The following is a 16,467-nucleotide window of genomic DNA, read 5'->3' as shown; positions in this document are numbered from 1 at the left end:
AACCAAGGGTGACGTTTAGTGATTTTTTTACAAACGCACCCGCTAAGGTCATCTCTAGCTTAAGCGCTTTTAAGCGGCATTTCGAGCTTTCGTTTCCAGATAGACAGATCGATCATAATGTTGGTGGTTTTTCCACATGGCAAAAAGTATACGTAACCAGGTATTTGCTACAATTCTCATGCTTTCGCTGGTACCACGGCCTAGCTTTCGATGCTTTTTAAACATTTCTTTGCTCCAGGGTTCATGTTTCACCATTTGCAAAGCAAATTGTTGCATAGTATTCCGAAAAGTCTTTTTACAAGCTCTTCGAAAATGTACCAGACGGCGTTTCCCACTTTTTCTGGTTACTGGAGCTGTTCCTGCTTCGCATTGTAAAGCGTTGGCATGTGGGTAATAGGAGTGATCATCACCAAATTCGACCATAAGCCTGGCAGCAAGATTTGTCCCAACACCTTTAAGTGAGAGGAAAATTTCGCTGTCAGGATGAGACTTTACCAAACATTCAATGGCTTTGTCGTATGCCTTAATATCTTGGATGAGCAGTTCCAATTGGTTTAGTAAAGACAATAGTAATCTACTTTTTGCTTGGACAGTCATGGCGTTGACTAGGAACTGTTTTTGTTGACCAAGTAAGAAAAGTTCTTTAGCTTTACTTTTCCAACCGAAATTGTAGCATTCCTTTAGAATGTGCTCTAAATGATCCAGGTCAGCACTTGCAAACTCTGTAGGTGTAGGAAACGCCTTGAGAAAAGTAATAGTAGATTGTTGATCCAGCTTACAAAAACATTCCAATGCTTGAGGATAGTAGCTTTTCAAGCAAGCCATAATTTGGTTTTCTATACGAACCTTAAGTGCTACAAGAGACTCTCTATCTCTTACAAGTAATTGAAGTTCCTTCAATTCGCTACTATCTTTGCGGAGGGGCCTATATTGGTGTTGATCTGTGCGGATCAAGTCCGCAAGGACTTGAGCATCACGAGAATCATCCTTTGCTCCTGCTGGTGAAAAGCGATCCCTAGCACGATCTACACTTTTTGGATTGATCGAATACACCGTATACCCTATTGCATGTAAGGATTCCATAAATAAGTGCTTATACGTTTCAGCAGAGATGAAAACATTATGTATATCTGTTGAAAATTCTTGTATTCCCGTTATCAGTTGGTCTAATCCCTCTGGTGAATGAGGAACAGTAAACTCTTTCAATTTTTCACCTGTAGAATCAAGAATGCAGATGTCATGTTTACGATCAGCAAGGTCTACACCAACATAATAGTTCATTTAACCACCATCCTCGTATATCAGATTGGGTATATCTATCGTTGCGATTGCCTCGTAGACTCGGTATACAGCAATACTACGCCCTAATGATCGTCTGCCGATAGATTCTTAGCTTTGGGGGATTAGTCTTTGAGAAGCAATGATTTTAAAACCCTGCAAGGAGGTGATGAATCTCCCCAAAACATACCCAGTTCTAATGTTAGATAAGGCTTATAGCCTTGTCTATAGATGATATTAACCTACGAGGAGGTGAAAACGATGTGAGAACAGGAGGATTTCAGGACATGCCACAACCGAATGATTATGATGTTTTACAAAAAGAAATCGCAGAAATTAAAGCAGATCAAAAAACACAAGATCAGCGGATCACTACCCTCGAAAGAACGACTGACCGACATGATCAGCAGATCATTTCAATTAATGAAAAACTGAACAAGATCGAGGAAAACACAACTTGGATCAAGCGCAGCATCACCGGCGCGATCATTACAGCGGTTAGCACCGGCATCATCGGCGGCGCAATCGCTATCTTTTATAATCTATTGCAGAAATAAGGAGGAAAACACGAAATGAAAAACTTAGACAAAGGCACGGTCGTCCGGACGGTGCTTCTTTTTATTGCATTGGTAAACCAGACTTTGATTATGTTTGGAAAGGCAGCTTTGCCGATCAGCGAGGACCAGGTCAATACGCTGGCCGACGCCTTGTATTTGGCCGGCTCTGCGGCATTCACCATCATTACGTCTTTGGTCGCTTGGTATAAAAACAACTATGTCACCGGTAAAGGTAAGCAGCAAAAAGAAGTTCTGAAACAAAAAGGATTAACAAAATGAGGTTGCCGGCTGGCAGCCTTTTAATAATTTAAAGGAGGATTTTAATAATGGGAATCAAAGGAATCGACGTATCACACTGGCAAGGTAATATCAATTGGAAGAAAGTTGCGGGGGACGGTATTAAATTCGCTTTTATCAAAGCAACAGAAGGGACAACATTAAAGGACAATAAATTTGAAACGAATGTTTCAGGTGCTAACGCTGTGGGGATTAAAACGGGAGCCTACCACTTTGCAAGATTCGGTTCCAAGTCAGAAGCATTGGCAGAAGCCAAGTTTTTTCTGTCAGTTGTTAATAAGGTCCGTCTCACATATCCGCTTGTGCTTGATCTTGAAGTCAATCAGCGGAATGTCAGTAAATCAGTTTTGACAGATGCAGCAATTGCCTTCTTACGAGAGATTGAAAAGGCCGGCTATTTCACTATGATTTACAGCGGCAAATCCTTCCTTGAGAACTGTCTTTATGAATCTAAACTGAAGCCTTTTGCATTATGGGTTGCTCGTTACAGCAGCAAACTTGGCCGGGATGCAGATATCTGGCAGTATTCTGATCGTGGAAGGGTCGCCGGTATTTCTGGGAATGTTGATATGAATATTTGTTATCGTGACGGGTTACGGGCACAGGTGGCCGTGACAACAGAAAAAGCTGCTACTGTAAAACCTGTTTCAAACAAAAAGCCAGTTAAAACGGAGACAGTTTACACTGTTAAAAAAGGGGATGCACTTTCAGTTATCGCGAAGAAATACAACACGACTGTCAAAGCTCTTCAGAGTTTGAATAATATTAAAGATCCTAATAAAATTTATGTTGGCCAAAAATTAAAGATTAGCAGCAGTGCTTCAACAGCATCGAATAAAAAACAGTATTACACAATCAAATCCGGCGATACTTTATCCGGAATCTCCAAAAGATTCAACACATCAATAAAGACGCTGCAGAATTGGAATGGCATCAAGAATGCAAACAAGATTTATGCTGGACAAAAGATCCGTGTTAAATAAGACTGTTTGCCGACGGTATTTACGGGCCGAAGACAAAGGCGAAACTTGAAGCGTTGTTGAAGTAATATAAAAAGGCCCTCTATAAAAAGAGGGCTAACTGTTATTCGTTACTGTCCAATTCCCATACTGTCTGACCATCTACTAAAATTTTATTTGGAGGATCATCATAAAGGGAGATTTCAACCAAGGAGCTTTCCCCTTGCCTTAACCAATCATATACACTGCCTTCGTTATTAGTAGGGTGGGATATAATGTTATTCACTCTAAACGCAACTGCATAATATTCTGTGTAATTGATATCGTCATCTTCTAATCCATTATCTGTTTCGTAAAGTGTGTCTGGATTTCCGATAATTTTTAATCCATTTTTCCATTCTAATCGCAGTTCTTTACCACCATATTCATCTAATGTTTTTATTAAAGAGTTATATTCCATGAGTATCAATCCTTTTCTTATGGTTCTAATGGTTTTGCAGGAACTATATGAGCACCGTCTTTTGAATAATGTATTGTTCCTCTGGTAGTTTCAATATATTTACCAGTTTTCATGTCATATGCTTTACCTATTTTTTGGCCGAAGTCAACAACTTCCCTTCCCTTCCTTGGGAATTCTCCCGTGCCAGCATATTTATCAAGCAACTCTTGAGCTTTTTTATTATCCCCATAGAAGATACTCTTGGTTCTGCCATTTGCAATTTCTTGTTTATAATTTGGTGTTCCAGGAATATGTTTTTCTTGAGCTCCTGGTTTAACTTTTGCAGGGAAACCATTTACTTCACGGTACGGACCTTTTGGTACGGATTGTTTGCCGTAGGAAGGTGTTTTATCTACCTTCGCAACTTTCTTTCCAGCTTCTTCACCTTTAAATAACTTGAAGCCGCGCTTTCCGTACTTAAATGCCTTTCCGAAAGGGGTGACACTCAATCCGGCCATCAAACGATCACCATTATCTTTAACGATTTCGCCTGTCGCAAGGTCGTATCCAAACGCTGCTCTTACTGCATCATACACACCTGTAAATTCCATCGCCGTATCGAAATATTTAGCAAAGTCGCTTTTTTCCACATTCTCTGGAAGGGTGTAGGCGGGTTCTATCTTGACGATTGTATCACCATCTATGTATGCCCGGTAAAGCGTATCGTTAAATACCCTATAATCTTTTTTCAGTTCATTCAATTCCTCTTGAGTGTACTCTTTTTTGGAAACCTTTTGTGTCGCCAATTTTTTAAAACGATCTGGATCGGCGAGAGTGTTTACGTCAGCATCTTCTTTGTCTCCGACTTTTTTCAGCATGGCACCCATGGCTGTTTCTTGATTTCCACTCAAGGTATCCATCTCATCCGGCTTTAAAATCGCGCCTTTTTGATAACTGGTGATTTCAATTTTGGGCCCGGTATACATCTTTTCGAGCCGCGCGATGTATTTTTGCATCGTCTCAAGATCGTTTTCAGCCGTTTTGAGGGCGTTGGTTTGCTCACGGTCAAACGCATGCAGCTTTTCAAGAGTCGTGCTGATTTCCTTTAACGCTTTCTGATTTTGTTCATGAAAACCGCTGTCATTCAAATCCGGTAAATCAACGATATGACTGACTTTTGCGATCGTGGCGTTGGTTTTAGAAACCAAATGTTTCGTTGTGCGATCAGCGGCATTTAAGCCGTTCTCCAACTCGTGTTCGAGAAAGGCCTGTGAAATAAATCCGTTATGGTTGGGTTCCAGAGAATTTAGCGCGCTTTTCATTTTCTTCAGCGTGGAACTGTATTCCTCTATGAAAGCATCATAGAACTGTAGAAAAGGGGTGTGACATTCCTCGTAAAAGGCGCGGATCGCGTCGCCGCCTTTTCCTTTTAAAGCATCATCAAGTGATGTGATCCCTTCAACGGCCTTTTTGACCTTGGCGAATTCGTCTGATTGTTGTTTTAATTGTTCGAGCGTTTGATCAATTGCATGGTGCAGCGCTTGAACATCCAGCGTCTTCATGGCATTCTCCTCTAATCCTTTTCGTTAAATCAGTATAAAGTTTACCACTATACGGAAACCAATTGGGAAAAAAATCCTGTGGATCTCTGAAAATGAATCATAATGATTAGGTCAAAAAAACCAAAAGATAGTGTCGTTAGATTGTTGTTGTCAAGAATTGATGTTTTCTGTAAAATGATTACCATGAAGAAAAAGGAAATAACCTTGATTGATTTTTCTGAAAAATTACAATCTTGAGAGAAAGGAAGAGGATATGTGAGCGTCATACCTTATGATTTGGTTGCGACAAAAATGAATTTTTGGTACACCGCTTTAAAAAACAATTGGCCTGGTCAGGCAGAAGATACTAGAAAAGAAGTTGAAAAAGAAATAGCTCAAATGGAAGAGAACCAAGACGTGCTTGTCTATTATAACTTATTGAAGTTTCGGCATGATCTTCAGTTTGATTACATGTACTCTGATCCAGGTGCGAATTTAGATGCACGCTTTGATGAATTTAAGAAAATTAGGGATCAGAATAATCTAGAAGGAATGTTGGAGTATTATTATCAATTCTTTGCAGGGATGTACCATTTCAGACAAAAGGAATTGATACTAGCACTGAATTTTTATAGAAATGCTGAGAAACAACTTGATTCTTTTGAGTGCGACGAATTGGAGAAAGCCGAATTTTATTTCAAAGCATCAGAAGTGTATTATCATATGAAACAAACGTTTTTTTCGATGAATTATGCCACCCGTGCATATAATATATACAAAAAATATGACACATACGGAGAACGTAGAGTCCAATGTCAGTTCATTTTAACGGGGAATTTAATTGACAAAATGTATCCAGAAAAAGCATTAATCAATTTACATAAAGCGCTTGAGGAATCAAATGATATCGGTGCTGATCATTTAATTGGCTCATCGCATTTGAATCTTGGAATATGTTATAATCAGCTTGAAGAACTTGAAAAGTCATCCAATCATCTCAAAAAAGCCCTGGAAGTGTATAAAGAGGGAAATCACAGCTTTATACCGAAAACTTTGTTTAACCTTGCCCATGTTAAAGCAAAGCAGGCTGAATGGAGAGCAGTCGATGACCTTTATTTTGAGGGGAAAGAATTGGCTGAAAAAAATCGCAACACATACGATCTTGCAAAACTTGAAATGCTAAAGGGGCTTTATTTGATTCATGATGTAGACTTAATCAGGGAGTCCTTTAAGTTCTTCAAAGACAATGGTCTGTATGCTGATATGGAAGACTATGGTATCATCGCTGCAGAAGTTTTAGAGGGTAAAGAAAAAGTTCGCGATGCCTGTGAGTTCTACCGAATTGCATACGACGGAAGAAGACAAATTCAAAGGAGTGGGATTGTAGATGAAATCTAAGTTATTGATTTGTGCCGTTCTTTTATTAAGTGCAGTTGGCGCGATTGGTTCCTCATACGTCCAAGCTGACTATGCTTCTTATAAAGTTGCGGAGAGGTTAGCATCCTAATAACATAAATATTAAGTAGCTATTGAAGGAATAATTAATTTGATATACATTCAGTGCACGTTTCATCACATCAATGATACAGAAGAAAAGCCCTTCACATTTTTCAGAAGGGCTTATTTCATTTCTACGCCAACAATATCCTTAAATTTAATAAGGTTGGTGTCTCCTTTAGAATCCACAACATGGAAAGTGTTGTGCAGCTGGTTTATGTAATGGATATGGCCCTCTATTTGAACAATCTCCCCGGTTTCCGGTCCGTTAAGCATTGGCAGCGGCTTAAATACAGAAAACTGAACTGGATAATTAAACTCCATTGCTTCACTTATGACCATTTCCATATCCTCGATCTGAGACATGTCAAGAACCGGCCTTTTTACTTTGTCCTGGCTGCTTTCTAACTCGCGAAGCAGGCCGACATGCTCTGGTAGCATCATGGCCGTCCATTTGATTGATCCCCGATCTTTCAAGTTGTCATCTCTCATGGTGTTCATCTCCTTGAGATGATTATAAGGGAACGTTTGTTCTGCTTTCAACAAGAAATAAAACCCATCCTTTCGAATGGGGTCATAATTTAATTTAAGAGTTGAGAATAATTTTTTTCACTGGTCACCATTTTTTCACCAGATCTTTTATAAGAGAATTTGGCTAAAGTTTCGTCTTCATCTATATAGGGTGCTTTCCAAAATACAGAAAGTTCACTAATACTTCTGTCTTCCTCAGCAAGGCGAGCAGCCAAATCTTCACTATACAGTTCAATCATCTTTTTTGTTGTTGCTGATGAGTTTTTAAGATCAAATGATAAGTGAACTAACGCAATGTATTGATCTTTTTTATCATTTCCAAAATCTTGATTGACTTCAATGTCTTCAACAGAAACGTTCTTTAAATGTTCATCGACCAAACCTTCGATTTTATTTCTAATATGGCTTGTCTCATTCTCAGAAGATGCGTCATTTAATTCTGATTGATCACTTTTAGTAATTAACCCATATTCACTTTTGACACTTAATTTATCAGCAACAAAATGAAGGGATACAGCTGCATGACTTTCTAAGCCATCCTCTCCGTCGAAATCATAATCTGTTGATGAGTAGTCACCAATTTTTTCTTCAGATTTTGCTTTGCCCCCAACAATTTTTTTGACTTCATCATAAGTCATGCCTTCTTTTATTTTTTTATATTCTTCTGGAGTAATGGTGGCAACTGGTTCGTTTTCGTACTTTAGAAAAAGTTTATTAATTAGTGCTATTGAAAGTAAAGTAATAATACAAAAAAGAGCCAGTCGAAGTCCAGCTTTTCTTGTTTTACCTAGGATTAGCATTAATACACCTATAAGTGTTCCTATAATCATAAAAGCAGCAAATAATGAAATAAATAAAGCCATAATAACCCCCCACTTGTTTTAAAACGACCATTTACATTTTAAAACAAGTGAGGGGGATTTTCTATATAGACTCGTTCGAACTGCTTGATTAATGGTTGTTTTTCAGGAGCTCTTCTCACTCTCACTACGCTTTCTTCTAATTATACGAAAGTATGTTCTTATTTTGATAAGTGTTTGGTATAATTGTCATAGGTAAAACAAACCAATGAAGGGGGATACTATGAAAAAATCCGAACAAATATTAGAAGCTATAGACGAATTAACTAAAGAAAAAGGATTTCCGCCCTCTGTTAGGGAAATAGGCGAAAGGGTTGGTTTAAAATCTTCAAGCACAACAAAAGGTCACCTTGACCGGTTGCGAAAAAAGGGGCTTGTTGATTGGGAAGAAGGTAAGACAAGAACGTTACATTTATTATATAAAGAAAAAGCCACCATTTAGATATGCAATGTGTAAAGCCCAACTCTAATGAGAAGGGCTTTTCTCTTTAAATTCTTCGTAAATATGTATCACACCGGATGAGCTTGTATAAATTGTAGTTTTTTCGAAATTTGTTTTCATCTTACGTGTGATAAATTTCTTGATTTCTGCTTTTCTCACAGGTCTTTCACGATTTGATACACTTCCGTGTTGTCCTTTTGAATGAGTCTGAAGAATAAACATAGTATCTGTTCCCTGAATCATATACACTTTTATGTCGCTTTCATCATTTGTGTTTTGTGTCATTTTCATTTTTGCTACAACTTCTGGATGGTCAAGAGTAACGTCTATAAATTTCAAGTTATCGCCTCCTCTGTAAACCAATCATAAGGAACGTGTGTTCTCTTGTCAATTCTAAAAAGACCCACCAAATGGCGGGCTACTTGAATAGTTTACCTAATAATTTTCCAGTCGTTTTCCCGGCAGCACGTCGGGCTATACACTTTCCGATAGTTCCGTTTTTCACCGCGTTAACATCCCTAAAAATCTTTTCCGGTTTGTATAAAGTTGATCTGATTTTACTCATTTTCTTCTTCCCTTTTGTGTTGGTGATTTTATTATAAAAAAATTTGATATACGGCTGTCCGTAATACAGAAAAAACCTCCGAAAATTTTTTTGCACAAATTTTGCACAAAGGTAAACAAAAACCTTGATAAATCAATAGTTTAAAGGGTATGTTCGACCCCGACCACCGGTATCACTAAACACCGTATTGCCAAACGATGAAAAAGCGTTCCCTTTGTAAGGAACGCTCTTTTTGTTTATTCCTCATCAAAAAGGAGAGCCGCCAACATATTCGCAATGACCAACTGTTGTCCGCACTCTTCATTCATCGCACCGTGAAATGAAGCACCTTATCATCAGCAAGGTGCTTTTCTCTATGCAATGATATGTCCCGATCCTCCGATCGCCTTTTTACGTTTTGTTTACAAGTTGATCAAACTTTAGCGACATCTGCCCGCTATATTGAATACAGCCAGATCTCATCTAGATATAGACAAAGGAACAATGGAACACGTAAAGGATTAATTTTTTGAGGAGGAATACAGTTGTCAATTCGCATTAAATTGCCTGACGGGTCCGTCAGAGAATTTGAGGAGGAAGCAAGCATTGAAGATGTCGCTGCTTCTATTAGCTGCGGTCTGGAAAATGCGGTTGCAGGTAAATTAAACGGAAAGCTTGTAGATTTATCAACTCCGCTTCAGGACGGTGCGCTCGTTGAAATTGTCACCCGGGACTCGGCTGAAGGTCAGAAGTTCAAGCGTGAAAAAGCGCGGGGGACAGGGCGTATTGTGGCACTTGATGCAGCTCGGGGGCTGGCGGTCATCGGGATGTATTTGCAGCACTTCGCCTTGAACGAAACGAACGGTTCAATCGTTTCCGGGAATACGACGCTTCTATTTGTGCTTTGCGGCGGCATCTCCTATTCGATCATGGCCGGGCGCATGTTGGATCGAGGAATGGAGCCGGCCGCATTTCGGACGCGGATGCTTGCCCGCGCGGTATTTATCGATATTATAGGATACCTTCTCATCATGCTGAATACTCCGTTCGGGGTGATTTTGCCAGCTTATGCGGCACTGTTTGTGCTGGCGTTGGTGCTGATTCGTCGTTCGACACGTGTGTTAGTTACAACAGCAGCTGTTTTGCTTGCAGTGAGCCCGCCGCTGATGATTCTCGGAGGCAGCGTCCTGTCGAAAGCATACTTACTTGGTGATATGGCAGGCGGCCCGATGTCGGCGCTCGCACTTGCACCCGCTTTTGTCGCCGGTATGGCAATCGGGCGCTTCGATTTGACCAGGATGCGGACCGCACTCTCGCTAGTGGGCAGCGGCACAATCATGGTTATCGTCTCTAAAGTTTTGGGCACTTTCGTTCTTCCGGGGCTGAGCCGTTCATTCGAAGAGTGGCTCGTAAGTGTTCAAGGCACCGCCGGCGCTGAGCCGGATCAGTATGCAATCTGGCCGCACAACGTGGCACCGCCGTTGTGGCACAATCTTCTTTCGATCGCTCCGCACAGTGCGTCAACTTTCCAGACGATGCTGGGGCTTGGGGTTGCCTTTCTGGTGCTTGGATTGGTATGTCTCGTGCCGCAGAAAAACTCTGCCGTGTTAAAGCCGTTCGCGGGAGTCGGACGTGTGGCGTTGACGATGTATGCAGCTCAGTTTGTTGTTATATGGACTCTTGAAATCTCGGGGGCCAAGTATGATATCGGGGCCATTCCATTCAGTGATCTGTTCGTCGCGGCCATGGTGACGGTGACAGGGTGGCTGATTGCACGGCTTCCTGCCGGTCCGCTTGAGACAGCGATGCGCCGCTTTGACCGGGCCTTCAGCACCTTGGGACCCGTCACGGGAACGACGACATCCAGGTAGGCGGTCTTTAACATTTTACCAGAAGAAACCGTCTAAGGAGGCAGTTCCTTCAGGCTGTTAGCCTGTCGGGAGCTCCGGAAGATATTGGAGGAGGAGGGCATGCTGAATCAGAGTGTGAGGCAGGCAAATGAAATGCAGTCAGAACTCCTCACTCTTGTAATGGTTTTCTCTTATCAAGTTTGCAATTTGAAAATATCACGAAATGGGGATGGCATTTTTCTATGTTTAAGAAATCGTTCACAAAGTGTTATCTGATCTTGGTTTTGTCGCTTATGATGCTGCTTGGAGCGATAACCCCCGGTGTTGCTATGGCGCAGACTGGCAAGGGGACGGCGTCCGGTCAGCAGACAAAAGTAAAGACTAAAAAATCTCAGAAGCTAAAACTGGACAACAATGTTGCTTCGATGACAGAGAAACGAACGCTTCATGCTGCGTTTAAGCTTCCGCAAGGTGTTGATGTGAAGAGCTTAAGCTGGACGTATGACGGCAAACCGCTGTCTCAATGGAAAAAATATAAGGTCCGTGATTACAGCGGTGCACCTTTCATTACTGTTAGCCATGTAAAAGTGACCAACGGCAAGGTTCATGCTAACATCAATTTCGATCTTCCATACGATACAGACAACCTGTCAGAGCCGCGATTGCAACGTCCGCTATACGCATCGCTGATGGGCACATATGATTTGGCGGCAACAGTGAACGGACGAGTGGTTGCCCATGCTCCAGTAAAATTGACGCCATATGACAGCTTCCGCACTTACGATGAGCTGAAACCGGAGATCGATGCCGTTACAGCAAAAGCTGCGCAAAAAAACAACAGATATATCAAAACGACTTCTATTGGAAAATCGGTCGAAGGCCGTGATATCTATTTGACAGTGCTTGCCAAAGATAAAGCCGCTGTCGATAAGTATCAGAAGGTGACTCACCCTGCCATGCTCAATGACCCGAAGAAATTGCAGGCCGACATTAAATCCGGCGCATTTGGCGACTATCAGGTGCCGATCTGGTTGAACAATATTCATCCGAATGAAGCGCCTGGCGTCGATGCGATCATGAATTACTTTAAGTCAATGGCATTGGATAAGAGCATGACGTATGATACAGTCCTGCCGAATGGCAAGAAAAGCAAGACAACGTTGAATATAGACGATGCATTGGAACATGTTTTTTTCCTGTTCGTTTATACGGACAACCCGGATGGCCGGGTTCATACAACACGTTCCAATGCTGAGGATTTCGATTTGAACCGGGATAATTCTTATCAAACCCAGCCTGAAACGCGCAGCGTAACGGAACAAATCGCGAAGTGGTCGCCGCTGTCTTTTCTGGATATGCACGGGTTCGATGCCAATTTCCTGATTGAGCCTTCTACTCCGCCTCATAACCCGAATGTTGAGTATGACCTTTTGATTGACCACATGGTGGAACAGGCAAAGGCTATGGGTGAGGCCGGGATTGCTAATACGAAGTATGACTACTATCATATTCCTTATGAAGAACATCGGAAAACTGCGAAAGATCCAAATTATGTGTCAAAAGGCACGGCTTCGGGATGGGATGATGCATCTGCAGCATATACCGCTGCATTCGCCATGTATCACGGTGCGATGGGTCACACGCTGGAAACGCCCGAGTCGAATGAAGAGTCTACCAAAGCTCTGTATTACAGTTCTGCGGCAGCTGCAAAATATGTAGCGGAAAAAAAAGAAGAACTGTTTCTGAACCAATTAAAAATATTCGAGCGCGGCGTGGACAATATCGATGATCGCGCTGTCGATCATTACTTGGTCAACGCCAAAAACGAAGAGATCGGCCGACCGCGGCAGGGCAATCAAAACTTCTTCCCGGAATATTACGTACTGCCGGTCGATAAAAATATTCAAAAGAATGTGTTGGAAACCTATAAGATGGTTGAGTACTTCCTTCGCAACGGCGTAAAGATTGAACGATCAACAAAAGCGGTAACCGTTGACGGAAAAACATATCCGGCAGGATCATTTATTGTAAACATGCACCAGGCAAACCGCGGCCTCGCGAACTTGGTCTTGTATGATGGAATAGATGTATCTGATTATGAAATGATAGCCGGTGAGATGATTCAAAATTTCCATGATATGCGAGGTTTTGACCGTTATGTAATTCGAGATGCCGGGGTGTTCAAAGGCAAGACTTCTGCCATCACCTCCGTGTCGTTTCCGGGGACTAAAATGCCAAAACGCTCAGCTTATGTGCTGATCCAGAACACAAGCAATGATGCGATAAAGGCAGTCAACGAGTTACTGGCAGCCGGCAAGACCGTTACAATGCTCACCAAGAGCGGATCAGGCTATCAAGCGGGCGACTTCGCGGTTGCCTACAAGGACCTGGCCCCATTGGCTTCCAAGTACTATCTCGACGTGAGCGCATCCGGCCATAAGAAACCAAGCGGCAAAGTCCTCAAGGCTTCTACTGTAGGAGCACTGGGTGAAGCGGCATATGTACTGAAAAATCTGGGCTTTAACGTCACCTCAGAACAGGCGGGCGCAGATGTGCTTGTCAATACGTTCGACTCTTCTAAATATGTTAATAAAGGAAAGCCTTACATTGCATTTGGAAACATGGGGATGACGAATGTTCAGAAGTGGATACCCGGATTTTCTTTTAAAGGACCTGAATGGGAGAGATACGAAGGCGTCTTCTTGGCAAATGTCATGCAAGATCATGCTATTACAGCTCCTTACAATAAACAGGAATACTTCTACACAGTCACTGGTTCTTATATTACCGCTGTTCCTAAAACGGCAAAAGTGCTTGCGGTGATTGCTGATGAAGATCACTTCTTCAAGGCAGGCTGGTGGCCTGGACATGATGCTGCCAAAGGAAAGATTATGGCTTTCACGTATAAAGATAACAACAAGAACTTAACTGTTTTCGCTAACGATCTAACCAATGACGATCATCCGCAGCATCAATATCGGTTGCTGGCGAATTCGATTTTCAATGCCGGTCCCGGAAAAACCGAAAATGCTCCATCATCAAAACGATGAGAGGCTGGAAAGCTGAAGTGCAAGCGGCTGCTGCAGTTGAGGCGTCTCGTCTAAACAGCCGGATAGACAAGCTTTGAAACGAACATTGAATCATCGTTAGCAGTGCCATGATTTATAGAACATACTGCCTTTCTTTTGAAGGGCAGTTTTTTCGTGGCTGACGGGTCTTCGTCGTTTGCTTTGCTTCTAGTCAAAGAGCCGGAGGTTTCCGTAAGTGCCTGCTTTTCATGGGCGGCCATATGCTTCCAGCCTTTCTTGAATCCTTCCTATTTTATTATGCAGAAACTTAAGGTTAAAAAAGACGATAAGTGTTCCGGATATGGCTGATAAGATCATTGCAGGAAAACTGAATTTTTCTATCTCTGCGGCAACGGTCAGCAGATAGCAACAAAGTGGCAGCATAAAGATCGATGTTAATATGCCGGGTACATAATGTTTAAATGTGAACCATAGGACGATGTGAACAAGGAAATGAACAGTAAAAGCAAAAAAGAAACCAAACCATAAGATATATTGATTAAAATAAATACTGATGACAGTTACACCAACAGCTAGAATAAATTCTTCGAGCACAGCGCAAACAAAAGAAGCGGTTTTGGCATGTCCGAATGAAGCTTTTTTCAGTTGTTTCAGTTTGCTTCGATATCTTTTGCCCCATGCCTCGACCATCACCATCTCTTCAAAATCATGCAGTATAAATAAGATCGGCAGCATCCAAGCGATAAATTGCATGTTTTCCATTTACTTTCCCCCTCTTATGTGCCACAATTGTGACATTTCATAGAGAACAAAGTCAATAAGCCAACGAAAAGTGCTACATTGCCATAAAAAGTGCGACAGGAGCGAGAATATGAAGCAAATGCCCTCAAAAACAGCTCAGCAATCTAAAAGCTGGCTGACGCTATCATTGTTGGAGCTTATGAAGGAAAAAAGCTTTTCAGACATTACCATTACAGAGATAGCGGAAAAAGCGCAGCTTGACAGAAGAACATTTTATCGGCATTTCCATTCAAAAAAAGATATATTAGACCGCTATTTTGAGCAGCTTTGCAGTGAGTATTCCAATTACATTGTTCAGGAAAAACATATTGACTTATCCAGTCTTGGACATGCATACTTCAACTTTTGGAGCCGACATGCCGATTTTTTACAAGCCCTTCATCAGAATCAATTGTTTTATTTGGTTGTTGAGAAATATAATGAACTACTTCCGGATCTTCATCAAAAGTTTAAAGAAGAAACCTTTCATTTCAAAAGCAAAATCGATTTGGAGTATGGGCTTTCATTCAGCGCAGGGGGCTTTTGGAACATCCTTTCAAAATGGTTTGAGAGAGGCCGGAAGGAAACTCCTGAAGAAATGAGTCGTATTCTGCAAGGAATAGTAGATTCATTTTTAAATAAGCAAGCTTTCGAAAGGTGATCTCATCTTGGTATATGAGTGGTTTAAGCGTTTAGCGTTCTTTCTTAATTTCTGCTTGTGCTTACGGTCAATCTTCGGTACCGTTAATGCAAAGACCCTTGTAATATAGAGAACAGGAGTGAGGCCGTTGGTGAATACGGTGAAGATACGAGGGGTGGCCATCGGAGAAGGAGCCCCGAAAATTTGCGTGCCGCTCATCGGAAAAACGCATGAACAGTTGAAAGAAGAAGCTGCTTTTCTTCTATCCATTAATCCGGATCTTGCCGAATGGCGGGCGGATTTTTTTGAAGATGTCGAAGACGTTGACAAAGTGAAAGAGGTATTGGCTGACATCCGGGAGATCTTAAAGGATATCCCGTTGATATTTACATTTCGCAGCGCGGAGGAAGGCGGCGAAAAAGAAGTCGGTAAGGAATTTTACTTTGCCTTGAATCATGCCGTAGTCAAAACAGGGCTGGCAGATGTGATTGATGTCGAGCTGTTCAATGAAGAGCATAAAGTGGAAAAGCTGGTTCAAGCGGCTCATATGCAGCATGTCTTTGTCATTATATCCAACCACGATTTCGGGAAGACGCCGAGAGCGGAAGAGATCGTTTCCCGTCTCCGAAAAGCCCAGGATCTTGGCGCCGATTTCCCTAAGATCGCGGTGATGCCTGAAACACCGGCAGATGTGCTGGTGTTGCTTGAGGCGACTCATATGATGCATGAGCGGTATGCGAAGCGGCCGATTATCACGATGTCGATGGCCGGAAAAGGCTTGATCAGCCGGCTCGCCGGAGAGGTATTTGGCTCGGCCGTGACGTTTGGCGCAGCTAAAAAAGCATCCGCGCCTGGCCAAATTGAGGCGGCGGATTTGAAACATATACTCGATGTGCTTCATCGCAATTTATAATCATTGGGTGCGCCGCTCTGATCCCTTTTATAGTGAAAAAGATTCATATATTTTTCCTTCCTTTTCACTTGCCAAATCGGTGTGTTACGATAAAAAATGAATTGAATAGCTTTACTAGGGGTGCCCGATTGCGGGCTGAGAGAGAAACACGTGTTTCTTAACCCTTTGGACCTGATCTGGTTCGTACCAGCGTGGGGAAGTAAAAAGGATTCGGGAGAAGATGGGGAATGGGTATGGTCCGTCTGTCTTCCAGTGATTTTACTGACTGTAAAACCAGGTTCATCATATGAGCCTGGTTTTTTTGTGCTGG

The 16,467-nt window shown here is 41.9% G+C and carries 16 protein-coding genes and 1 riboswitch; of the genes, 9 read left to right on the top strand and 7 right to left on the bottom strand.

Annotated features, from left to right (window positions below):
- Nucleotides 1-69 precede the first annotated feature (69 nt).
- Nucleotides 70-1,281 (bottom strand): IS110 family RNA-guided transposase, encoded by a 1,212-nt coding sequence (locus tag ACVC9U_RS14500; RefSeq protein ID WP_441390077.1) that lies wholly within the window; start codon nt 1,279-1,281, stop codon nt 70-72.
- A gap of 284 nt (nt 1,282-1,565) precedes the next feature.
- Between ACVC9U_RS14500 and ACVC9U_RS14495 the strand changes: the two genes are divergently transcribed.
- From ACVC9U_RS14495 to ACVC9U_RS14485, 3 genes are read left to right on the top strand one after another with little or no spacing between them, the layout of a single operon-like run.
- Nucleotides 1,566-1,835: a hemolysin XhlA family protein gene (locus tag ACVC9U_RS14495; RefSeq protein ID WP_075213459.1), complete on the top strand. Its 270-nt coding sequence runs from the start codon at nt 1,566-1,568 to the stop codon at nt 1,833-1,835.
- A 15-nt stretch (nt 1,836-1,850) separates the two neighbouring features.
- Complete coding sequence (locus tag ACVC9U_RS14490) at nt 1,851-2,114, top strand: phage holin (protein ID WP_003185319.1); 264 nt, start codon at nt 1,851-1,853, stop codon at nt 2,112-2,114.
- Between the two features lie 47 nt (nt 2,115-2,161).
- On the top strand, nt 2,162-3,115 hold the full coding sequence (locus ACVC9U_RS14485; protein WP_065644215.1) for a glycoside hydrolase family 25 protein: 954 nt from the start codon (nt 2,162-2,164) through the stop codon (nt 3,113-3,115).
- 100 nt (nt 3,116-3,215) lie between these two features.
- Here ACVC9U_RS14485 and ACVC9U_RS14480 read toward each other — a convergent pair whose 3' ends face one another.
- Nucleotides 3,216-3,551: a hypothetical protein gene (locus tag ACVC9U_RS14480; RefSeq protein ID WP_016886588.1), complete on the bottom strand. Its 336-nt coding sequence runs from the start codon at nt 3,549-3,551 to the stop codon at nt 3,216-3,218.
- 17 nt (nt 3,552-3,568) lie between these two features.
- Nucleotides 3,569-5,092, bottom strand: coding sequence for a T7SS effector LXG polymorphic toxin (locus tag ACVC9U_RS14475; protein ID WP_065644214.1), 1,524 nt, complete (start codon nt 5,090-5,092; stop codon nt 3,569-3,571).
- 255 nt (nt 5,093-5,347) lie between these two features.
- Here ACVC9U_RS14475 and ACVC9U_RS14470 point away from each other — a divergent pair, with 255 nt between their 5' ends.
- Nucleotides 5,348-6,469, top strand: coding sequence for a Rap family tetratricopeptide repeat protein (locus ACVC9U_RS14470; protein WP_071583847.1), 1,122 nt, complete (start codon nt 5,348-5,350; stop codon nt 6,467-6,469).
- Nucleotides 6,470-6,691: 222 nt separating this feature from the next.
- Here ACVC9U_RS14470 and ACVC9U_RS14465 read toward each other — a convergent pair whose 3' ends face one another.
- Together ACVC9U_RS14465 and ACVC9U_RS14460 are read right to left on the bottom strand one after the other, a co-directional pair.
- Nucleotides 6,692-7,060, bottom strand: coding sequence for a YolD-like family protein (locus tag ACVC9U_RS14465; RefSeq protein WP_080618531.1), 369 nt, complete (start codon nt 7,058-7,060; stop codon nt 6,692-6,694).
- An 89-nt stretch (nt 7,061-7,149) separates the two neighbouring features.
- A complete protein-coding gene (locus tag ACVC9U_RS14460; protein ID WP_075213440.1) occupies nt 7,150-7,962 on the bottom strand; it encodes a hypothetical protein in 813 nt (270 codons plus the stop codon).
- Between the two features lie 220 nt (nt 7,963-8,182).
- Between ACVC9U_RS14460 and ACVC9U_RS14455 the strand changes: the two genes are divergently transcribed.
- Nucleotides 8,183-8,401, top strand: a complete 219-nt coding sequence (locus tag ACVC9U_RS14455) for a LexA family protein (protein ID WP_031305060.1) — start codon at nt 8,183-8,185, stop codon at nt 8,399-8,401.
- Nucleotides 8,402-8,425: 24 nt separating this feature from the next.
- Here the strand turns inward: ACVC9U_RS14455 and ACVC9U_RS14450 are convergent, their stop codons facing one another.
- Complete coding sequence (locus ACVC9U_RS14450) at nt 8,426-8,740, bottom strand: DUF1827 family protein (RefSeq protein ID WP_075213783.1); 315 nt, start codon at nt 8,738-8,740, stop codon at nt 8,426-8,428.
- 750 nt (nt 8,741-9,490) lie between these two features.
- Between ACVC9U_RS14450 and ACVC9U_RS14445 the strand changes: the two genes are divergently transcribed.
- The gene (locus ACVC9U_RS14445; protein ID WP_025811885.1) at nt 9,491-10,816 is read left to right on the top strand and encodes a TGS domain-containing protein; all 1,326 of its coding nucleotides are present in this window, start codon (nt 9,491-9,493) and stop codon (nt 10,814-10,816) included.
- 221 nt (nt 10,817-11,037) lie between these two features.
- Nucleotides 11,038-13,845, top strand: coding sequence for a M14 family metallopeptidase (locus tag ACVC9U_RS14440; RefSeq protein ID WP_318602253.1), 2,808 nt, complete (start codon nt 11,038-11,040; stop codon nt 13,843-13,845).
- 225 nt (nt 13,846-14,070) lie between these two features.
- On the opposite strand, the gene ACVC9U_RS14435 is transcribed toward ACVC9U_RS14440, so the two are convergent.
- The gene (locus ACVC9U_RS14435; protein WP_075755384.1) at nt 14,071-14,586 is read right to left on the bottom strand and encodes an HXXEE domain-containing protein; all 516 of its coding nucleotides are present in this window, start codon (nt 14,584-14,586) and stop codon (nt 14,071-14,073) included.
- Between the two features lie 109 nt (nt 14,587-14,695).
- Between ACVC9U_RS14435 and ACVC9U_RS14430 the strand changes: the two genes are divergently transcribed.
- On the top strand, nt 14,696-15,265 hold the full coding sequence (locus tag ACVC9U_RS14430) for a TetR/AcrR family transcriptional regulator (RefSeq protein WP_441391203.1): 570 nt from the start codon (nt 14,696-14,698) through the stop codon (nt 15,263-15,265).
- A gap of 127 nt (nt 15,266-15,392) precedes the next feature.
- Nucleotides 15,393-16,157 (top strand): type I 3-dehydroquinate dehydratase, encoded by a 765-nt coding sequence (gene aroD / locus ACVC9U_RS14425; RefSeq protein WP_441391202.1) that lies wholly within the window; start codon nt 15,393-15,395, stop codon nt 16,155-16,157.
- A 106-nt stretch (nt 16,158-16,263) separates the two neighbouring features.
- Nucleotides 16,264-16,372: riboswitch (TPP riboswitch) on the top strand.
- Nucleotides 16,373-16,467: the final 95 nt, after the last annotated feature.

This window comes from Bacillus sp. GM2, assembly GCF_056155945.1.
The sequence above is the reverse complement of the archived record's forward strand: the minus strand, read 5'-3'. Positions and strand labels throughout refer to the sequence as shown.